This window comes from Spirosoma terrae (assembly GCF_010435915.1).
Lineage (GTDB): Bacteria > Bacteroidota > Bacteroidia > Cytophagales > Spirosomataceae > Spirosoma > Spirosoma terrae.
In genome coordinates this window covers 1-20,452 of record NZ_JAAFZH010000006.1, presented here as the reverse complement: position 1 = coordinate 20,452, position 20,452 = coordinate 1, and the positions used below count along the sequence as shown (strand labels likewise).

Below are 20,452 nucleotides of genomic sequence, written 5' to 3'. Positions count from 1 at the left end.
GTTATAGCTTATTCTGTTGAAGGTAGTGTTGCGCCAACGAGATATGTCATTTTCTGGCGTAATTCATGAGAATAACTTGTCAGAAAAACTGTCGAAACGAACTGGTGTTCCGGGGTTTAGCCGGTCCAACCAATAGTCTAAAACCAGCATTTGTCTATGATAAAACGACTCCTTTCTCTCTTCTGTCTATTCGTTTTTGCCGGGTTGGTGGCCAACAGCCAGCCGTTTAAGCCGACCCATCTGCGGGAAACAACGGTCAGTAGTCTACACGATGCAATGCGGTCAGGCAAGCTGACCGCGGTTCAACTCGTTCATCTCTATCTGGATCGGATTGAGGCTTATGATAAGCAGGGGCCTTACCTGAATGCGATCATACTGGTTAATCCGAAAGCATTGACCGAAGCGGCCCGTCTCGATTCGATCTACAAAGCAACGGGGAAATTTGTCGGGCCGTTGCACGGTATTCCGGTTATTGTGAAGGATAACTACGATACCTACGATATGCCAACCACGAACGGTACGTTGGCCATGAAAAACTCGATTCCGCCAGACGATGCCTACGTGGTACGCAAGATTCGGGAAGCGGGCGCAATTATCATTGCTAAATCGAATCTGGCGGAGTTTGCTACGTCGGGGCAGGTCTCGGTTAGTTCGATATTGCCGGGATACTCGCGAAATCCCTACGATACGAAACGAACAACGGCCGGGTCGAGTGGAGGAACGGCGGCTGCCGTAGCGGCTGATTTTGGAACCATTGGTCTGGGTACTGATACCGGTAGTTCAATTCGTGGCCCATCGTCGCATCAGAGTCTGGTGGGTTTTCGGCCAACCCTGGGGCTGGTTAGTCGGGATGGCATTGCACCACTCGCATTGACCAACGATACCGGCGGCCCAATTTGCCGGACCGTCGAAGATGCCGCGCGGGTGCTGGATGTGATTGCCGGGTACGACAAAGCCGATACCGTAACCCGACGTAATGCCGGGAAGATTCCGGCGAGCTATCTGGCCTTTCTGGATAAAAATGGGTTGAAAGGAGCCCGTATTGGCGTGTTCCGCCAGCTTTGTACGCCCAAAAATTCCGATCCGCAGGTTTATGCCTTGTTCAACAAAGCGCTCGACGAACTTCGGGCGGCTGGCGCAATAGTGATCGATTCGGTACGGGTGCCAGAGCTGGATACCATCAACAAATCGTTTGATACGATCCCGCAGCTGCGCCGTGATTTTAATTTATATCTGGCAAACCTGGGGCCCAAAGCACCGCATAAATCGCTGACTTCCATTATCAAATCGAGACAGTTTCATCCGAGCATCGAGAAAACGCTGCTGGATTCGGATGCTGATACGCTGGCGCCCGAAGCTCACAAAGGATGGGGTAAGAACATGGCTTTGCGCGAGCGACTTCGTCAGCTCCTGCTTCGGGCGATGGACTCAACCGGGGTCGACGTGCTGGTGTACCCGTCGTTTAGCTACCCGCCCCGTCTCATTGGCGATCTGAATACACCGTCGGGAACCAATAATAATGCCTTGTCGCCACCAACTGGTTTCCCTGCTTTTTCGGTTCCGATGGGCTTTACGTATGATAATCTACCTGCGGGGCTTCAGTTTTTTGGAAGACCTTTCAGTGAACCGACGTTGATAAAGCTTTGCTACGCTTACGAACAGGCAACCCATCATCGTCGCCCGCCCGAAAGCACACCGCCACTGCCCAGGAAAAAGAAAAATAAGCGCGAAATTGCCAGTCGATAGCGGGTACCATCTAAAATCCTGCTCGCTACGTATTTATGATAGTAAGCATTACTTCACGACAAACTCGTTATTTCTGGATCATTGTTCTTGGCTGGTGTATGGCACTGCCAGGGCTGTCGCAGCGGAAACCTTCGGAACTGACGCCCTACGAGCGCGATACGAACCAGACTGCTACGTATCCGCAAATTATCAGCTGGTATCAGCAATTGGATCAGCAATATGACCAGGCGAAGCTGATCGAAGTCGGCAAAACCGACATCGGGAAGCCATTGCATTTGTTTCTGATGGCCGCCGACAAACAGTTTGCGGCCCGACCGGATCGCGTTACGTTGCTGATCAATAACGGCATTCATCCCGGCGAGCCGGAAGGAATCGACGCCTGTATGATGCTGGCCCGCGACCTGCTGAAAGCCAATAAACTACCCAGGAACGTATTGCTGGCTATTGTGCCGGTTTATAATGTTGGTGGGTGTCTGAACCGGGGCGTATCGCGGGTAAATCAGAATGGGCCGGAATCGTACGGGTTTCGGGGAAATGCCCGTAACCTGAATTTAAATCGCGATTTTATCAAGGCAGAAGCCGAAAATACGCGGGCGTTTCAAACCATGTATCAGTCGTTGAAACCTCAGGTGTTGATCGATAATCATACCAGCGATGGCGCTGACTATCAGCACGTACTGACGTATTTTTCAACGCAGAAAGATAAGCTGCATCCTACGCTCTCGGGCTACATGACCCAGACGTTCCAGACGGATCTGGATAAGCTGCTGATGGCGACAGGCTTTCCGTCGGCTCCGTACGTAAACCACGTCGGCGATACGCCAGAAAGCGGATTAATTGGCTATAATGATTCGCCCCGGTACTCGACGGGCTACGCGGCTTTGTTTAATTGCTTCGGGTTTACGCTCGAAACGCACATGTGGAAACCCTATCCGGCCAGGGTGAAGGCGACGTATGTGTTTAATGAATCGGTGATGCGGCTATGCGAACGCGATGCGCAAATAATTCTGGCTAATCAGCAGAAGGCGAATACCGTGGTGCGTCAGCAGACAACGTTTCCGATGAACTACAAACTCGATCGCAATCAGGTCGATACCGTTACGTTCCTGGGGTATGCTGCTACGTATAAACCCAGCGAGGTGTCGGGTCTGAAACGACTCTATTATGACCGAACCAAGCCGTTTACGAAGCGGATTCCATATCGCAATACGTTTGTGCCGGAGATGCAGATAGACAAGCCACGGGCTTATGTGATACCGCAGGCCTGGGCTGAGGTTATTAACCAGTTAAAGCGAAATAGTGTAGCGGTGCAAATTCTGCCTAAAGACACCGTCATCAACGTATCGGCCTATTACATTGCGGATTACAAAAGTCCGCAACGACCCTACGAGGGACATTATATTCATACGGGCGTGAACGTAACGACTCAGCCACAGACGATCCAGTTCTACAAAGGCGATTATCTGGTATGGACCAATCAGGCAACGAACCGATACATCGTTGAAACGCTGGAGCCGCAGGGTGTCGATTCATTTTTTGCCTGGAATTTTTTCGATAGCATCCTTGATCAGAAAGAATACTTCGCTGACTATATTTTTGAAGATACAGCGGCTGAACTGGTCCGAAACGATCCGGCACTACGTAAACGACTGAACGAAAAACGGGCTGCCGACAAAGCCTTTGCCGACAACGCTGATGCGCAACTGGATTTCATTTATCGCCAGACTCCGTACTACGAAAAGACGCATAATCGCTACCCCGTGTATCGGTTAAAATAGACGGCATACGACTACGTCACAAACTCCGCTGTCTCCGCAACGTAACCGGAATGTTCTGCGTAATTCGTGCTAAGAGGCTCAGCTATATAGTGATCGCTGATATAAACGGTTTCGGCTATAATCGGGTCCTCGTTACGTATAAAAACTCTGTCTGGTGAAACACATCTCACTACTTTGCACCTTGTTAGGGTTATCGGTATCGGTCTGGGGGCAGGAGGTTGTCATCGATACGAACTATTACGCTCCTCCGCCCATACGTCGGCATGTACTGACGGAAGACCCCGATAAACGACTCGATGAAGCAGGAACGGGCCGGTACCGATTGGTGCGGAAAGAAGCGGCTCACTGGCAACTGGAACAATTTAAAGAAACGCAGACGCTGTATATCAGCGCGGAGGGCGGTTTCCGGAGTGATGTTAGTACGTTGAGCAACTCATTCGACGGACTAATCCGTAATCCTGCGTCAACAAAAGCCGCCTGGAGTGTGCTGGCGGGCTACACGTATCGAAATGCCTGGGCAGTTGAAGTGGGTTATGCCTATGCCCCTACGCATCTGAACATTACCATTGAAAACGGTTCCAGCGATTTCGAATTTACGTACCAAACGGCGGGGCATGCCATTCCGCTCCGAGTAAAGCGACGTATTGGCTCGGGAAGGCAGGCGAAAAATGGAACCGGGTTCTGGGTGTCGGCTGGTGCCTGGCTGATTCCGGCTAGTGGTAACCAGACTGACGAATTGAAATTTAGTGGCTACAGTACGTCGAATCGTGGCCGTCGGGTCGATACGTTGCAATTGCTGGTTAATTCGGCCAGTATCAATCGCGTATCGGGCCTGGCCGAGCTGGGCGTCGATTATGCTACGCGCTTATCCTCGACGTTGGAACTAGGTTTCTACGTCCGTAAATACTGGGGGTTAAGTGACGTTTATCGGTCTGATCTGGCGTACGTGATTAATCGGGTTGAGAACCAGCGTGCCGCTATGGTAGCTAATGGCTCGGGCTGGGGTTTCGGCATTGCGCTACGTTATCTGTATGAAAAACGGTATGAAATGAAGAAAAGCAGGTAGTGTGGACGGGAAGCGAACTAATTCCGTGTGCCGCCTTCCAGCCCAAACCGAAACGATTTCTGAATAACCTCGTAGTATTGGTCATAGGTGTTCGCCTGGCTGTTTGGGCATGCAAATTCGATCGAGAGCAGGTAATTGGGCTGCGCTGAGATAATAAACCGGTCCAACTCAACTTCGCTGACGTTTTCGTTCCGGCCGATAGCTGTATAAAGACGAGATGGAATCTGGTCAAGCGCAATAGATAACGAATCGGTGAAGGTAAAACCATGATTCATACGTAGCATACGTTGCTTGAAGGCGGCTGGCCAGCGGTCAATAATGCCGTTCCAGACATAGCCGTTACGTGGTCGGAAGAACATGACCCGGATACCACTCGCCAGATAGCCGGTTTCGGGATTGAAAGCCCCGGGCGGAGCAAAGATGCTAGTCTGTATGTAAGTACTATCGGGGTCGTTGTTGTATTCCCATCGATTATGCTGATACGTTTTCCAGTCGCGCGGGTAGAGCATGGAGAACAGTTTCTGCGGGTGTAAAAAGTGCAGTAAACAGCTCATTATCACGTTTTTTCTGCATGGCCAATACGTCATTGACCGTAAAGCGAACCGTATGGCCGTGGTTAGTCAGGGCATCCTTTAAATATTGAACCGACATCGCAAAGTTGAGATTCTGGCCTCGTCGATCATGAAACATATTGATACCAACGACTTCGCCGTACCGATTCAGCAAGGGGCCACCACTGTTTCCCGGCGAAATGGGCGCGGTGATTTGGACGTAATTGATGCTATCCATACGATGAAGCTGCGCGAAAATACCATCTGACGGAGTATGCGTGTACGCAATTGGATTCCCGATCGTTACGACGCTTTCGCCCGGCCTGAGTTTCTTATCATCGCCTAAAGGTAGTGCGGGCAGGTCGGTAGGGGCGTCGATTTTGAGAATCGCAAAATCGGGATACCCTGGGTCGCTGTAATTAAAATCGACGATGCCAATTACGGGATACGTCTGGCCGTTAGACAACGTTACGTCGATTCGTTCGGCATCTTTAATGACGTGGTAGTTTGTTGCAATCAATCCGCTGGACTCAATAATGAAGCCTGCCCCCAGCATCGATTGGTTGTTGGTGCCGTATCTGTGGATGACAACGACGGAGGTGTCAGTCAGAGCTACTACGTCTTCCACTTCCATTTTTTGGGTACCACAAGACTGGATCACCAATAGGCTAGCCGCGCTTAGCAGAACAACCAGAAGTTTCATATAGAGGAATTTATGGCTGTTTGTATAGACCAATTTTTATACACAAACATCCACCATGCTCAGCTGCGTGGCAATACCTACTTCTAACTATTTTCAGCAGGAACTGTACGGTCCGTTTTTTGTCCGCAAGTGAACAGGAATTGTCCGCATCTGGACAGAGTTACTAACTGCTATTGGTGTTAAGTATCTGATAGTTAGTGGTTTGTTTTTGTTGGCACGGACTTTGGCTTATCTATAGCGAACAAGTGAACAACACAATCAACATAGATTTATAAACACTAAACACAAATACTACCATGTTAACATTAATGAGTAAACTAGCTGTTTCGATTTTGATGAGTGCCGCCACCTTCGCGAATCCAGGCAACCCAACATCACCCAAAGCCCTGTCGTTTGGTGCCAGTGCTTACGTAACCATCGATAATCAGATACGTGTGGCCGTTAACAAAAACGAAGAAGTTCCGGTGGAAATCCTGCTGCGGAATGCCAATGATCTAATCGTATTTCGTCAGACGATCAGCAAGAAAGATCTGAAATACGCGCTCAAAATGAATGTCGATGAACTGACTGACGGTAAGTATGAGCTGGAAATAAAATCGGAAGAAGGTAGCATAAAGAAAGAATTGAACCTATCGACGCAAACAAGTCAGGCGACGAGTCGGGTTGTGGCTATGCAATAGCAGAAACGACCTTGTAGAGCGAGAGGTGGCCGGGAATGTTCCCGGCCACCTCTCGTTTGTAAATATGGCTACTGAAAATACCCTGTTCATCCGGCATTTCTAATCGTTAGCTAAGCTTCTTCTAATCTTGCTCTAATCAAAGCACAGGGCCAGGCTTTTATCTTTGTCGATAGGTTTATCCTGGTATTTTAAAGTTCATACTGCTCAAACACCGGACTCAGCTGGGTCCGGTTGTTTTTTGTTCCGTTATTGCTTCATTTTGACTTCCCGACCAGGCCGGAAACAATTTCTGTTGAGGAGCCATTTTCGCCAATTCAACCAGCCTTTTTTACAGGCAGACGCTTTGCTTTTTTTTCACAGTTTCCGGCGAAGTTGCTTTGTGGTTGCCATCATGTTTACCGATAAGGTTAGAAGCATGGGCAGTTGAACCACCTATTCACGAGACGAACTATGCTACGTAGTAAAATAAACCGACCGGAGTTTCTTGTTTTAGTGACCGCTTTCGTAATCGCTACGTTGATTTCCTGCGATAAAAAGCCTGTCAATGATCCTGCGCCTTCTACATCGTCGGTCAGGATCGGTGGGAAGGAATACCCTACGGTTACCATCGCTAATCAGATCTGGACAGTTGTGAACTATGATGGAGCTGGTGGTATCGCCTATAAAAATGGCAGCGAAAAACCCGAGTATGGCCGATATTATACATTTGAGGAGGCCAAAGCCATTGCACTTCCCGAAGGCTGGCGATTACCAACCAAACAGGATTATATAAAACTCGCTGAAAGCCAGGGCGTCGTATTCACAAACCAGCGGGCAACAGGTCAGGAAAGTACCAAAAAGCTGGCTTCAATAACAAACTGGATAACTATTCGGGGGACCAATTCGTCGGGTTTTAATGCACATCCGGCGGGCTATAGTTTTCAGGACAGTGTACCAATAGACGGTGATATTTGTGAATTCTGGATGGCCGATGGCAACACCTTCAGCCTGCAGGAAAGTGGCTCCGGCAAAACCCACACGATTCTGTTTTATAGTACAACCGGTACGGGTTATCGCTTTAACCTTCGGTTTGTCAAAGACAAGTAAAGAAGGAGATTGACAAGCGTAGCAACGCATTGAGCCGCGGAATGTATGGGCCGGAAAAGACGTTGCAGAAGGAGATAAACGTAGCCGCAATTACCCCCCTATATTGCCGTACATACACACGTTTACTTTCCTAAATCGGCTATACTTTTGCTACGTAAACATCAAACAACAACTACGTATGGCAACCCAAATCTTTGTAAACCTGCCCGTTAAAGACCTGAACAAATCCGTCGATTTCTTCACCAAGTTAGGCTATAGCTTCAATCCGCAATTCACGGACGAGAAAGCTACCTGCATGATTATCAGCGATACGATTTATGTTATGTTGCTGGTAGAGCCATTCTTTAAGTCGTTTATCAAAAAAGACGTTGCCGATGCTACGCAGGTTTCTGAAGCCCTTATTTGCCTGTCTGCCGATAGCCGGGAAGCGGTAGATGACCTTGTCGACAAAGCCATTGCCGCTGGTGCTACGTTGCCGGGCGATGCCATAGACCAGGGCTTTATGTATAGCCGTAGTTACAGCGATCTGGATGGACATCATTGGGAGGTTATGTATATGGACCCAGCCGCTTTGACTCAGGAACAGCCAGCTACCGAGAACGCTGCAGTCTAAACACTACGTATCGTGCCCAATTTTGACAGGACAACCCTGGTGATCTATTGCTCGCCAGGGTTGTCTTATCGTTTTTTATCCCTACTTTATAAAAATTCTGAACGTACTTTACAGTAGTTTTTCCGACAACTGATTGGGAAAACGAGCCGCTATTCTCCGAAAGAATGAAAACTTTTTACGCCATCTTGGCCAATTCGCTGACGGCATTTTTGACTAATAACTTTGTTTGGTTTGCCATTACGTTCTGGGTTTATCTGGAAACGAAATCGGTTGTTGCTACGTCGATTATGGCGGGCGTTTATACGGGAACGGTGGCTATAACCGGTTTCTTTCAGGGGTCGCTGGTCGATCGGTACAAGAAGAAAACAGCGATGATCCTGTCGAGCGTAGTGTCGCTGTTTCTGTACGTAGTGGCCTTTCTTATTTTTACCAGCACACCGGAGTCTGTCTTCAAAAATCCGTCGAGCCCCGTTCTGTGGGCGTTTGTGGTGCTGGGTCTTTTGGGAGCCATCGCCGGAAATATTCGGTCCATTGCCTTGTCGACGCTGGTAACGTTTCTGATTCCGGAAGGCGAACGCGATAAAGCCAACGGCATGGTGGGTACGATCAATGGCGTATCGTTTTTGGTTGCGTCGGTTTTTAGTGGTCTGCTGATTGGGTATCTGGGCATGTTCTGGACGCTGGTTTTGGCCATTGGATTAACCGTTCTGGCTTTACTGCACATAACGTTTGTGCCGATTCCTGAAAAGGGCATTGTGCATACGGAGGAGGATACCAGGCGAATCGATATTCGGGGAACCATACGCGTCCTGAACCGAATGCCTGGTCTGTTTGCGCTCATTTTTTTCAATACGTTCAACAACTTTTTAGGGGGTGTATTTATGTCGCTGATGGATGCCTACGGATTGGCGCTGGTATCTGTCCAGACGTGGGGTATTCTGTGGGGTGTCCTAAGTGGTGGTTTTATTATCGGAGGGCTCGTTGTTGCGAAAAAAGGATTGGGCAAACGACCTCTACGAACCTTATTCATAACTAATGTCGTGCTGTGGACGGTCTGTGTGTTCTTTACCATTCAGGCATCGATTGTACTGCTGGCGGTGGGTATGTTTATTTATATGTGTTTGGTGCCGGTAGTAGAAGCCGCCGAACAAACCATTATGCAAAAGCTGGTGCCGCCCGAACGGCAGGGACGGGTGTTTGGCTTTGCGCAAAGTATTGAACAGGCCGCTTCTCCGCTGACAGCCTTTATGATCGGTCCTATTGCTGAACTGGTTTTTATCCCGTTCATGACTACCGGCGCGGGAGTGCAACTTATTGGCGGGTGGTTTGGTACAGGCAGCGATCGTGGACTGGCACTGGTGTTTACCGTAACGGGCCTAATCGGTTTGATTGTTACGGTGCTGGCCATGCAAAGCCGCTCGTATCATCTGCTGGCTACGAATTATGAGCAGAAAATGGCCGAAGAAACGGTTCGTGAGTAGGTTGTCACACGCCATATTCTCAACCTATGGCGTGTGATTGAATTCGCCAGGGTTAGCCCTTCTTGACGTATTTGGTTAGAATCACAATGGTTTGGTCATTGATCTTGCCTTCTATTTGCTCGGGGTTGCCACTGACTAGTCGGATACGTTTGACTACGGTACCCTTTGAGGCTGTGAAATTAGTGCCTTTAACGTCCAGCGCCTGGGTCAGCACAATATTGTCTCCATTTTCGAGTGTATTGCCGAAAGCGTCTTTGTGCACTTCTTCCTCCTCAAAAGCGCTCATCGCCCACTGCACGGTATCTTCGTCCAGATCGACGGATGAGAGCACATCGCTGGCCCAGTCCTCGCCCTTGTACGTATACAAAATCCGGTAGCTCAATGCCTGAATGCTGGGTTCAGGGTTCCAGATCGTGCCTTCCAGAAATCGCCAGTAAGCCGCTTTATTGGTCGCGCCCAGCGATTGCAGGCAGGTATCACACAGAGCCACCTGGTTGTTAATAGAGTTGCTTTCCTTAGGGCTTATGGTGTATTCATGTTGAGCCGGTAACGTATTGCATAGTTCGCATATGCCCACGCTACGTTCCTGTAATTTTGGACTTATTGACATGTGTTTAATTAGGTTAATCGAGCATAAAGGTAGAGAAATAGCGTAAGGCTGGCCAGATTATGTTGGCCCGTCGGTGGAGAATGCTGTGCTGGCAACATCACTAAAGTACAAGGTTGTCTTTGGGTTGTTGGCTCTCAGGAGTCACTAGCAGGGCCCAGTAGATTGAGAAGATCGGTGCGGCTCAGCGATTTCAGCATAGCGTCGTCGGTTTTGATAATCGTGTCGCTACGTTCCTGTTTCGATTGTTGAAGTTCCTGGATTTTTTCTTCGATTGTGTTGGGGCAAATCAGTCGAACCGCAATGACATGTTTACTTTGCCCAATGCGATGGCTGCGGTCGATAGCCTGATTTTCGACGGCCGGATTCCACCAGGGATCGATGAGGTACACGTAGTCGGCTTCGGTCAGATTGAGGCCCGTTCCACCGGCTTTCAGACTGATCAGAAACACGCGGACGTTATTGTCGGTCTGAAACCGGCTAACGCTGGCTTCGCGGTCGCGGGTTTGGCCGGTGAGGTATTCGAAGCTGATTTGACGGGTGGCTAATTCAGTACGTATCAAATCCAACATGGCTACGAATTGCGAGAAAATCAGAATTTTATGCTCCGGTGATTTCGTGCTGATCTGCTCTATCAGCATATCGACCTTTGCCGACGAGCTGCCGTAATAGTCGTCGTCGTTCAGCAGGGCGGGGGAGTTGCAGATCTGGCGGAGTTTCGTAAGTCCCTGTAATACGTGCAATCGAACGCGTGGAATGTCGCCTTCCTGAGTGGTCAAGAGAAAATGGCGGAACTCCCGTTCATAGGCGTCGTAGACTTTACGCTGGTCGGGGCCCATATCGCAGTAGAGAATCATCTCCGTTTTTTCGGGGAGTTCAGGCGCTACCTGCGCTTTTGTTCGACGAAGAATAAACGGACTGATACGTCGCTGCAATTGTTTGGCCCGTTGCCGATCATCGAACTTGTCGATAGGGGTCGAGTAATGGGCCTTGAAGTGGGTGTAACTGCCGAGCAGCCCCGGACAGGCAAACGAAAGCTGGCCATACAGGTCGAACGTATTGTTTTCGATGGGGGTGCCGGTCAGTACCAGTTTGTTCCGTGATTGTAAACGCCTGACGGCCTGATAGCGCTGCGAATCGGGATTTTTGATAGCCTGCGATTCGTCCAGCACGATATAGTTGAACGGATAATCTTTCAGGAAACGAACATCGGATAGCAACGTACCGTAGCTGGTCAGCACAACATCGAACTGATCGAAGAGTGATTTCTTCTGCGTTCGATTACCACCATAAAAGGTGTAGACCGAAAGCGATGGCGCAAACTTTGTTAGTTCGGCCTGCCAGTTAAACAGCAACGAGGTTGGTACAACGATTAAGCTGGGTATTGAGCCCCGTTTACTACGTTGCAGAAGCAGAAAGGCAATGATCTGAAGCGTTTTTCCCAGGCCCATATCGTCGGCCAGACAACCGCCAAAACCGAGATCGTCCAGGAAGTTGAGCCAGTTGAGTCCTTCCCGCTGATAATCACGTAACGTAGCGTGCAAATCGCTGGGTACGGCAACGGATCGAATGGTGGTAAAATCAGCGAATTTTTCGGTCAGGAAGGTCAGCTCTTCGCTAACGCTGGGAGAGAGCTGGTTTTCATCATACAAGTCCCGGATACTGTCGAACCGTATTTTCGGTGTTCGAATCTGCTCATCCACGACGTCGCCCTGCTGAAAATATGCCGCGAATCGGTCGAGCCATTCCGTGGGCAATAAACCCTGACTACCATCGTCGAGCATTACGTATCGGCTCCGGTTTTTTACGGCCTTACGGAGTTGATTAAGCGTGGCCTGCTGTTTACCGTAAGACACACCCAAAGCCGTTTCGAACCAGTCGAGGCCACTATTGACTACTACTGAAACCTTTGCTTTGTGTGGATTCAGTTTATTGTTCTTCAGGGTGTTAAAGCCAAGAACCTGAATGCCCTGGCTATGCCAGTATTCCACCGCATCCAGCAACCAGGTTTCGTCCAGAAAGTGCTTTTTATGTAGATAAAAATGGTTGAGATCGAGTTGGTCATGAAAGTCGGGATGCTGGCTGAGTATCATCATCGTAAACCGAACTTCGGCGTCTTCATCCCGATGCACCGTGAACGGTCGCCCTTTTCGATCAACCGAATAAATCTGGCGTTTGGACAGTACCGGTACTTCAAGTGGCCCGTAGCGCATGGCAGGTGTCAGGATGACGTAATTGTCGCCATCGGCCAGGTAGATGATACGTTCCCGCTCCTGATCGAAGCCCGTTTCGGCCAACTGTTTAGCAGTTGCCGGTTTCAGATAGGCGTATTGAATCGGAATCTGATCTTCCAGTTTAGCCAGAATCGTTTCCCGAAACTCGTCGTACTTCGATTGATGAATGATAATTGTGTTGTCGCGACTTCCTAAAAAACGAATAATACGCAGATGATCCGTATTCTCGGTTAGATAGAACGTATCGTTAATGAGCAGAAAATAATCGTACCGGATTGTTAGTGTGTGTAGTTCATACGTAGCACCATCCATGGCTAGCAGACCGCTGACTTCATAAAATTGGCCGTTTTGACGGACGGTTAAACGGAGACTGGCTTTCAGGAGTGCTACGTTTATCGGCACCAGCGAATGAGACGTAACGTTTTCCGATACGCTATTGCTGTGATAAAAAACCGCCATACGGAGCGGATTAGCGACAACCAGACGTAGCGAATCTATATCTGTCTTTTCGTTGGCCTGCCGGTGGGGGTTCTGGAAGCGGGCCACTGCCGAGTAGAATTTTAGTTCGTTCGGGTTGTCGATACCGGCCATTATGTCCAGCGGAGAAATGGTCTTGAGCGGATTTTTAGGCTTGCCGTTTCGGGTGCTGTCGGCGTCAAACAGCTCCAGGCAGAAATGATCGTGGTGGCGGTGTTTCGTGAAAACCAGCAGCTTTTTCAGGTGTTGGGCTGGTTCGCTAATAGCCGCAAAGGGCTTTGAAGGTTGGGGTACTAACTGCGCTTCCAGTAATTCATTGGCTGCCTTGGTAACAGGAATGAGCTGTTTCTGCCGGGGTTGAATCGAAACCGTTTTATTGTCGTAAACCAGCTGAAAGAAATCATCGAGCTGAGGCTCGTTTTCCAGACCATACTCTTTTGCTACGTGTTTAATGGCTTCCTGACGTTGGGCCGGGTCGAAAAAAAGACGTAGTTCCCGTCGGCGCATAATACTCGTCAAAACGTCGACCTGGTGGGAGCAAAGGGTCTGCTTGGGAGCCTCACAGCTACAGGAAACCAGCAGGTTTTCGTCGGTTTGTTTAACAACAACGGTCGGGAAATACGTACTGCGGGACAGACTGGTAAACGACCCTTGATTCAACTCAATGGCTTTGGGCTGGATGTCGTTGTAACCGCCGACCGACGGACCAAAGTCGCGACTATGCCGGGCTAGTACCGTATCCGTCAGTGTTGGAATGGTAGCTTCCAGCCGAAAATCGAATGGTGAGTCAGCGGAGTCTGGATTAGCGGTAGACATTGTACACAAGAAAAACGCTGGATTCCGGGATTGGTATGATCAACAAAGATCTGTTGAAATCACCACTATCCCGGAATCCAGCGTTCTCTTTTTATGAATTATAACGCTACTTTGGAGGTTGATTCCAGATCGGTATGCTGGTTTTTATAGTGAATAAGACGTTGTCCTACCAGTAGAACCAATAAACCCACAATCGAGCACAGGGCCATGACGCTAACCATTGGCATTGCCGTGTGATTGTGCAGAATACTAACCGTAGCGGAAACGAGTGCGCCAAAACCCATTCGGAAGCTCCCCATCAACGCGGCAGCACTACCGGCATGGCGGCTAAAGGGCGATAACGATAGCGCCGTAGAGTTAGGGCCTGTAATCCCCTGGCCAGCCATGAACAGGAAGAGCATACCGATGAGACCGTATAAACCAAACCACCCGGCCCACGTACCGATAACCATCAATAAGCCAACCACCGACTGGTAGATCAGCGTTGTATAGATAATTTGTTCGCTGGTAAATCGCTTCAGGAAAAACCGGTTGAACTGGCTTGGCGCAATAAGCGAAACCGCCAGGAATGAGAAAATCCAGCCGTACTGCTGCTCGCTAACCCGATATAGATTCATGAATACGTCCGGCGAGCCCGAGATATAAGCAAATGATCCTGACGTAGCAATGCCACTCACAAGCGAGTACGTTAAGAACTGCGGCTGCTTAATTACGGTAAAATAATTACTCAGCACCGCCTGCGGGCGCATAGAAATCGATGGGTCGGGCGCTTTTCCGTTTGGTAGTACGTAGTAAACGCCAGCCATGATAAGGAACGTAATAACGGCCAGAATCAGGAATATCGAATGCCAGCCAAGCGCCACGGTCGTATAGCCGCCAACCGTGGGCGCAATCATTGGCGAAACTGCCAGTACAAGCGTGAGTAGCGAAAAAACCTGGGCAATCTGGCCAACGGGAAACAGGTCGCGGACAAGCGCCTGAGCCGCCACCAGTCCAACGCAACCGCCCAGCGCCTGCATGAACCGCATCAGAATGAGCGTTTCAATGGAACTCGTAAAGGCACAGCCAACAGACGCCAGCAGATAGATCGTTAATCCGATGTAGAGCGGCAGTTTACGGCCGAAACGGTCGAGCAGTGGGCCATAGAGTAACTGACCAATAGCAATACCAATCAGGTACGCTGTTAATGAAAGCTGAACCTGGTCAATAGAGGTGTTGAGATCGTTGGCAATGGCCGGAAAACCCGGCAGATACATGTCAATGGAAAATGGACTGATTGTTGTTAACAATCCAAGAATCAGAATAATAGAAAAATGTTGTCGGCGAGTCATGAACTCAATAGAAAGGTACTGCTTAAGCTACATGGAATTGGATTGTATTGTTCCCGGAATGTGCGATTTATTGGACAAAAGTTAGCCAACGTCAAAAGATGTGGCGGTTGATTAGGTATGGAAATAGCTTTTGCTACGTAGATCAGGAAATAGTGAAATTGAACAATGAATTAGTTTAATCTTAGTATTTTTCCAATATAGGTCTATTGGTTACCTACGGGCTAGTTGTTTAGGAACGGCGCCTAGTCAAGCGATGATGATGCTAATTGACGTATATTGCAGGTTATAAATATTCCTCTAACAACCATATGCAAATTCGTTTATTGCTTCTGTTTGGTTTCCTATTCACGCTGGCTAGCTGTAAGAAATCGGAAACTGAAACCCAGCCCGATCTGGCGGCTAACCTATTGGGAACCTACACGCTCTCATCCATTAATGTAACGGGCACCACACCTATTCCAATTACAGGAGTCAATAGTGGTACGGCAGTGGCCACCCGGAATGGATCGGCCCTGGATCAGGTAAATTTTGCGGTGACGTATGCCGTTACCAGCCCTAGTTACAACGGCAATTTTTCGCAGAATCAAACTGTTGACCTGAAAGCCGCCGGTAATGATGTCGATCTGTACCAGGGAACAACCAAATTTGGTACGTATAGTGCCAACACGATTACGGTCAAAGATTATTCAGTAACTGGAATAACTGTCAGTTTTGTGGCTAAAAAGCAGTAGGTCAAGGGGTTAATACGTAGGGGTCGAGAGGACAAAGCGTTTAAACGCTGCCCCCAACCGAGCGTCGTCCCGGCCCCTCTTAAAACCTAAGCTTGTAGGGGTTTTGAACTTCCCCCCCCCAACCCCCTCCTAAAACAGGAGGGGGTTGGGGGGGGAAAACTACTTACATAACTTGAACACAAAGATTATTCTCTGTACCTCTGTGGTATTATGAGCGCATGCAACGAACGTTATTTTGCTTTCCAGGTGTCATTGCTATCGTCGGCGTCCATATAAATGCCTCCTTCTAACGTAATAGACTGGATTTTTTTCTTCGCGTTAATCGTAACCGTGGCCTGTTTCTGATTTGCCTGCCAGAGTTTAGGTGTTTGATGAAACGTTTCCTTACTGCCATCGGCATACGTAACAACTAGATCGACCGGTGCTACGTAGCCGCCGATGTTGTCCAGCGTAATAGTGGCTTTTGTGCCGGTGGTTGTCATCTGCCGGATGGCGAAATCGATGTAGTTGTTGCTGAAAAACCAGTTGTTCCAGAACCAGTTCAGGTTTTGTCCCGACGCACTGTTGAAACTATAGAACATATCCCAGGGCGTAGGATGCTTGCCATGCCAGCGGTCCATGAATTCGTGTAAGGCTTTTTTAAAGGCCGCATCACCGAGTAATTCCTTCAGCGCCAGATAACCAATAGCCGCCTTCCCGTATTCGTTATTCCCCAAAGCGGCTCCACTCAATATGTTAGCGGGGGTGATGATGGGTAAGTCCTGCTCGGCCGACGGGTCTTTACTCCAGTACGCAACCCGAAACTGCTGAAAGTTTCGAGCCGCTGTCTCGTTGCCCAGATCAGCCTGACTAATCAGATATTCCAGCGCCGTTACCCAGCCTTCATCCATGAAACCGTAGCGCGTTTCGTTGATACCCATGTAGAACGGAAACCAGGTGTGCGCCAGCTCGTGCTCGGCCACAAAACGCGAGAAATTTAAATCAGACGTAGTGGCATCATTCACCATCATGGGATATTCCATATCGGCAAATCCCTGAATCAGCGTGGTTTTAGAGTAAGGGTACGGAACGCCCGGCCAGTTAGTAGAAAACCAGTCGAGCGCGTGCCGACCGAATTTAACCATCTGGTGAAAATCCTGGGCCGTATCCAGGAAAGCAGCCTGGACGCTCGCCCGGCGGTTCGTCTTCCTGTCGACCACCACACTCGAAGCATCCCAGACGTAGTGATTGCTAATGCACAGCGCCATATCAGGAATGTTATTGGCCTTAAATTGCCATTTATTCATGGTTTGCTGCTGCGTTACAGCACCCGATGTGACCTCCGCTAACGTAGCCACGTGAATGATCGAATCGGATTTCATCGACTCGGCCAGGCGTTTGGCGTAAGTCGGTTGCAATACATCGTTTGGATTGACCAGATCGCCCGTCGACCAGACGATGTAGTTTTTGGGTACGTTTACCGTTAGCGTATAATCGTTGAAGTCGTTGTAAAACTCCTGTGCTTCCGTAAAGTCGGTGCGATCCCAGCCGTAATAGTCATCATAAACGGCTATGCGCGGGTAGAAATAGGCCAGAAAAAACGTCGTTGAATCGAGCGAACCCTCCCGGTTGCTTTCGGCGGATAAATCAAAGTGCCAGTCGATTGCTAGTTTAACCGAATCGCGGGGCATCAGCGGTTTGGTCAGGGCCACCCGTTTGGTTGTCGAGTTACCCGCGTCCTGCCATTCTTTCTCCTGATTGTTTTCAGTGTATTTATCGATATGCATCCCCGACGTTAAATAATCATCCGACACCGGCGACTGACGAATCGCGCCCGGCTTATGGCTGTTCAGGAACAGTTTAAAGAGCAGGATACGTAGCGTATCGGGGCTATTGTTGACGTAGGTAATTTCTTCCGTACCGCGAATGGCCCGGTTGGGGGGCATGGCGGTGATCGAGATGGTGTAGCGGGCCGAATTTTGCCAGTACTTTGGGCCGGGCTTTCCATCCATGGAACGGGTTCCTTTTTGATAAGCCTGCTTTATGTTCCGGGGCATGTATAACTGCTGAGCCTGGACCATACTCAAACTCAGAATCATCCCGAAAAGGCAAATGACTGTTTTCATGTGGTAATAAGAAGTGCACAGAATGTATAAAGAGACAAAGTAACGAGTCGGATCGTTGCAATAACAAAAAGTTGCTGATCTGTTCGTAAACGGATGGACAGTTCAGCAACAGTATCCGGGGGCTGATGATCGTTCTGAGCTATTTGGGCTATTCTACACTTTTTATTTTGACATCATGATGAGCTACTGTTGTTCGTGACGACAACAATATTTAAGTTAATGGAGAGAAATTAGTCGATGGCCTGTTGATACCTCGGGTCGACAGCCATAAATAAGCTAAGTAAAAAATTACGCTGTCCGCTTAAGGGTCACAGATGAACCAGATAGTCAGTCAGCCGTTTCCACTGAAATTGCTGATAAAACAACCAGCCTGTTTCGGCAATAACTGTGTTTATAATGGCCCGATCTCCGGCCTGGGGTTGCTGGTTGTTAACGCTTTCCTGCTGTCCTATTTCAGACGCGGTAATGGTTGTTCCCGATAATTCGACCCGGAACGTGCTACGTGCTTCCGAACGGAAAAAATGGGCTACTTCATCGGTTTCGGTTTCGCCCGGTTTCTGGCTGGGTTGTACGGTAAATTCGGCTCTGTTGTCGTCCAGGCTACTGTGCGTTACCCGTACCCAGTTTTCGGGCACGGGACCGGGCAAAACTACGTTTATGTAATCGTTGGGTTGTGGTGAACCCGTTTTAGGCTGACCGGCGGAATCGTAGACCTGGAAATCGGCGGTCAGGCTGGAGAGGGTCGACCACGCATTTACGTCCAGCAACTTTTTTACGGATTGATCAAACGCTTCACGGGCTGCCAATTCGTTCGGCAACGTATTCTGGCTGGCGTAACTGACGTTTTTTGTTTCGTCGCCCTGAGCCAATTTAGCTTCGTACTGAATTTTGTCAATAAGTGTTTTGGACTTCATAGTAATTAATACAAAACGATAAGAGCTACTGACAATGTAGCATGGTCAATTCATGAACAGACTGGCATCGCCAATACATGAACATGACTCGTTTGTATTGATCACTGCAAAGTAAGGTTTTGGCCTAGGCTCGGACTCACCTTGAACCCACCTTTGACAAAGTTTTGAACTTTGTCAACGATTAGAAAGCTTCATAAATACCAAACCCAGCGTCTTGAGTAAGACGCTGGGTTTGGCGTAACGACTGACCAATCGTTAGATGCCCAGTGGGCCACCTAGTGTTACGTCGGAGTCGGAGCTATGAATCGGGTGGCGAGTAGCATGATGGCTACCCGGATGGTGATCTTCTTCTTCTTTAGACTGGCTGTTGACAAACGATTTGGCTAGTATGGTTAAGGCGTGATCGGTTGCTTTCTCTTCGTCAAGTGTTTGAACGAGCAGCTCCGCCGACTGACTGAAATTTAATACGTTGGCCAACGTCAACAGCGAGCCATAGATCGCAATTTCGTAATGTTCGATTTTCTGGGCAGCAATAATCAGGGCTGCGTCGCGGGTCAGCGATCCTTGCTCGGTGTCGTTTATTGATAGTTTAGCATCGCTAATCAGACCGTCTATGGCGTCTGATGAACGCTCTTCAGTTTCGATGCTTATGATGCGAAATATTTCTTCCAGGCGTTCGATCTGCGTTCGGCTGACATCCTGATGGTGAATAAATGCATTCTTTACCTCGTTTGTCGTACTAGCTTCTATCAAGTCGTCCAGCGCATCAACAGAACGCTTTTCGGCGTAATACACGCTTTTTAGTTCGGTTATAAATAAATCCCGTAGCCCTTCATCGGTGTGGGAGTCATTACCGCTGAAAAAACTTGAAATTCTATCTGCCAGAGATGCCATACGGTTTATCGGATTTTAGTGTGTGTTCTGAGCTATTGAGTCTGATCGATCAATTTCTATAAAAGGTAAACTACAGTGTGGGAGGATGGTTTGTTGTTTATGGTTTATAGTTTTTGGTGGTTATCCAACCAATCATAAGCCATGAACTATAAACCATAAACAACAAACCATAAACCTAACTAGCGCATGCTGACGCCTTCCCGCAGAATCTGCACCCAGCCCTTCAGGACCTGTGTGGCTGCATTCCGATCCAGCACCGCGTACCGTACCGTCACCTGATAGTAGTACAGCCCACTCGGTAGATCGCTGCCCGAACTGCTCTTGCCATCCCAGGCTAAACCAGCACTGCTGCTTCCCTCATATACCTTGCTGCCATACCGATTGTAGACAATTAGATCTACCTGCTCCACAAACCGAGGACAACGTAACGGCGCAAATACATCATTCTTGCCATCGCCGTTGGGAGTGAACACATTAGGCAACACAAACAACGGACACGCATCATTACAGACCCGGTTGGAGGGTAAGCTTTCGACACCCGACCGACTCACGGCCGTGACGTAGTAACAGCCTGCTACGGTGGTCAGATTCGTATGATCGAAGCTCGTGGTCGGCGCCGGAACGCTGACCAGTTCAGCC

General features: G+C 48.9%; 17 protein-coding genes. 8 read left to right on the top strand and 9 right to left on the bottom strand.

Annotation, left to right across the window (positions count from 1 at the left end):
* Positions 1–156: 156 nt before the first annotated feature.
* The 3 genes from GK108_RS14985 (at position 157) to GK108_RS14975 (ending at position 4,590) form a co-directional block, all read left to right on the top strand.
* Positions 157–1,746 (top strand): amidase family protein, encoded by a 1,590-nt coding sequence (locus GK108_RS14985; protein WP_163949766.1) that lies wholly within the window; start codon positions 157–159, stop codon positions 1,744–1,746.
* 98 nt (positions 1,747–1,844) lie between these two features.
* Positions 1,845–3,524, top strand: a complete 1,680-nt coding sequence (locus GK108_RS14980; protein WP_163950578.1) for a M14 family zinc carboxypeptidase — start codon at positions 1,845–1,847, stop codon at positions 3,522–3,524.
* A 154-nt stretch (positions 3,525–3,678) separates the two neighbouring features.
* On the top strand, positions 3,679–4,590 hold the full coding sequence (locus GK108_RS14975) for a porin family protein (RefSeq protein ID WP_163949761.1): 912 nt from the start codon (positions 3,679–3,681) through the stop codon (positions 4,588–4,590).
* 17 nt (positions 4,591–4,607) lie between these two features.
* Here GK108_RS14975 and GK108_RS14970 read toward each other — a convergent pair whose 3' ends face one another.
* Both GK108_RS14970 and GK108_RS14965 read right to left on the bottom strand, forming a co-directional pair.
* Positions 4,608–5,099 (bottom strand): Hcp family type VI secretion system effector, encoded by a 492-nt coding sequence (locus GK108_RS14970; protein ID WP_163949758.1) that lies wholly within the window; start codon positions 5,097–5,099, stop codon positions 4,608–4,610.
* Entirely contained in the window at positions 5,062–5,844 is a 783-nt protein-coding gene (locus tag GK108_RS14965) for a S1C family serine protease (protein ID WP_163949755.1), read from the bottom strand. Before GK108_RS14965 ends, GK108_RS14970 begins: the two co-directional genes overlap by 38 nt.
* Before the next feature lie 296 nt (positions 5,845–6,140).
* Here GK108_RS14965 and GK108_RS14960 point away from each other — a divergent pair, with 296 nt between their 5' ends.
* From GK108_RS14960 to GK108_RS14945, 4 genes are all read left to right on the top strand, one after another.
* A complete protein-coding gene (locus GK108_RS14960) occupies positions 6,141–6,524 on the top strand; it encodes a hypothetical protein (RefSeq protein ID WP_246224914.1) in 384 nt (127 codons plus the stop codon).
* 450 nt (positions 6,525–6,974) lie between these two features.
* Positions 6,975–7,610, top strand: a complete 636-nt coding sequence (locus tag GK108_RS14955) for an FISUMP domain-containing protein (RefSeq protein ID WP_163949751.1) — start codon at positions 6,975–6,977, stop codon at positions 7,608–7,610.
* A 178-nt stretch (positions 7,611–7,788) separates the two neighbouring features.
* On the top strand, positions 7,789–8,223 hold the full coding sequence (locus GK108_RS14950) for a VOC family protein (protein ID WP_163949748.1): 435 nt from the start codon (positions 7,789–7,791) through the stop codon (positions 8,221–8,223).
* Positions 8,224–8,387: 164 nt separating this feature from the next.
* Positions 8,388–9,704: an MFS transporter gene (locus GK108_RS14945; protein WP_163949745.1), complete on the top strand. Its 1,317-nt coding sequence runs from the start codon at positions 8,388–8,390 to the stop codon at positions 9,702–9,704.
* Between the two features lie 52 nt (positions 9,705–9,756).
* Here the strand turns inward: GK108_RS14945 and GK108_RS14940 are convergent, their stop codons facing one another.
* The 3 genes from GK108_RS14940 to GK108_RS14930 form a co-directional block, all read right to left on the bottom strand.
* Positions 9,757–10,314 (bottom strand): PhnA domain-containing protein, encoded by a 558-nt coding sequence (locus GK108_RS14940; protein WP_163949742.1) that lies wholly within the window; start codon positions 10,312–10,314, stop codon positions 9,757–9,759.
* Between the two features lie 134 nt (positions 10,315–10,448).
* The gene (locus GK108_RS14935; protein WP_163949739.1) at positions 10,449–13,838 is read right to left on the bottom strand and encodes a DEAD/DEAH box helicase; all 3,390 of its coding nucleotides are present in this window, start codon (positions 13,836–13,838) and stop codon (positions 10,449–10,451) included.
* Between the two features lie 98 nt (positions 13,839–13,936).
* Complete coding sequence (locus GK108_RS14930) at positions 13,937–15,169, bottom strand: Bcr/CflA family multidrug efflux MFS transporter (RefSeq protein WP_163949736.1); 1,233 nt, start codon at positions 15,167–15,169, stop codon at positions 13,937–13,939.
* Between the two features lie 308 nt (positions 15,170–15,477).
* On the opposite strand from GK108_RS14930, the gene GK108_RS14925 reads away from it, so the two are divergent.
* Entirely contained in the window at positions 15,478–15,900 is a 423-nt protein-coding gene (locus tag GK108_RS14925; protein ID WP_163949733.1) for a hypothetical protein, read from the top strand.
* Between the two features lie 230 nt (positions 15,901–16,130).
* Here GK108_RS14925 and GK108_RS14920 read toward each other — a convergent pair whose 3' ends face one another.
* The 4 genes from GK108_RS14920 to GK108_RS14905 form a co-directional block, all read right to left on the bottom strand.
* Entirely contained in the window at positions 16,131–18,005 is a 1,875-nt protein-coding gene (locus GK108_RS14920; RefSeq protein ID WP_163949730.1) for a M1 family metallopeptidase, read from the bottom strand.
* Positions 18,006–18,313: 308 nt separating this feature from the next.
* Positions 18,314–18,919 (bottom strand): hypothetical protein, encoded by a 606-nt coding sequence (locus tag GK108_RS14915; protein ID WP_163949728.1) that lies wholly within the window; start codon positions 18,917–18,919, stop codon positions 18,314–18,316.
* Positions 18,920–19,174: 255 nt separating this feature from the next.
* Positions 19,175–19,813 (bottom strand): YciE/YciF ferroxidase family protein, encoded by a 639-nt coding sequence (locus GK108_RS14910; RefSeq protein WP_163949726.1) that lies wholly within the window; start codon positions 19,811–19,813, stop codon positions 19,175–19,177.
* Between the two features lie 179 nt (positions 19,814–19,992).
* Positions 19,993–20,452: gliding motility-associated C-terminal domain-containing protein (locus GK108_RS14905; protein WP_163949724.1), on the bottom strand; the 460-nt coding region annotated here is incomplete at its 5' end.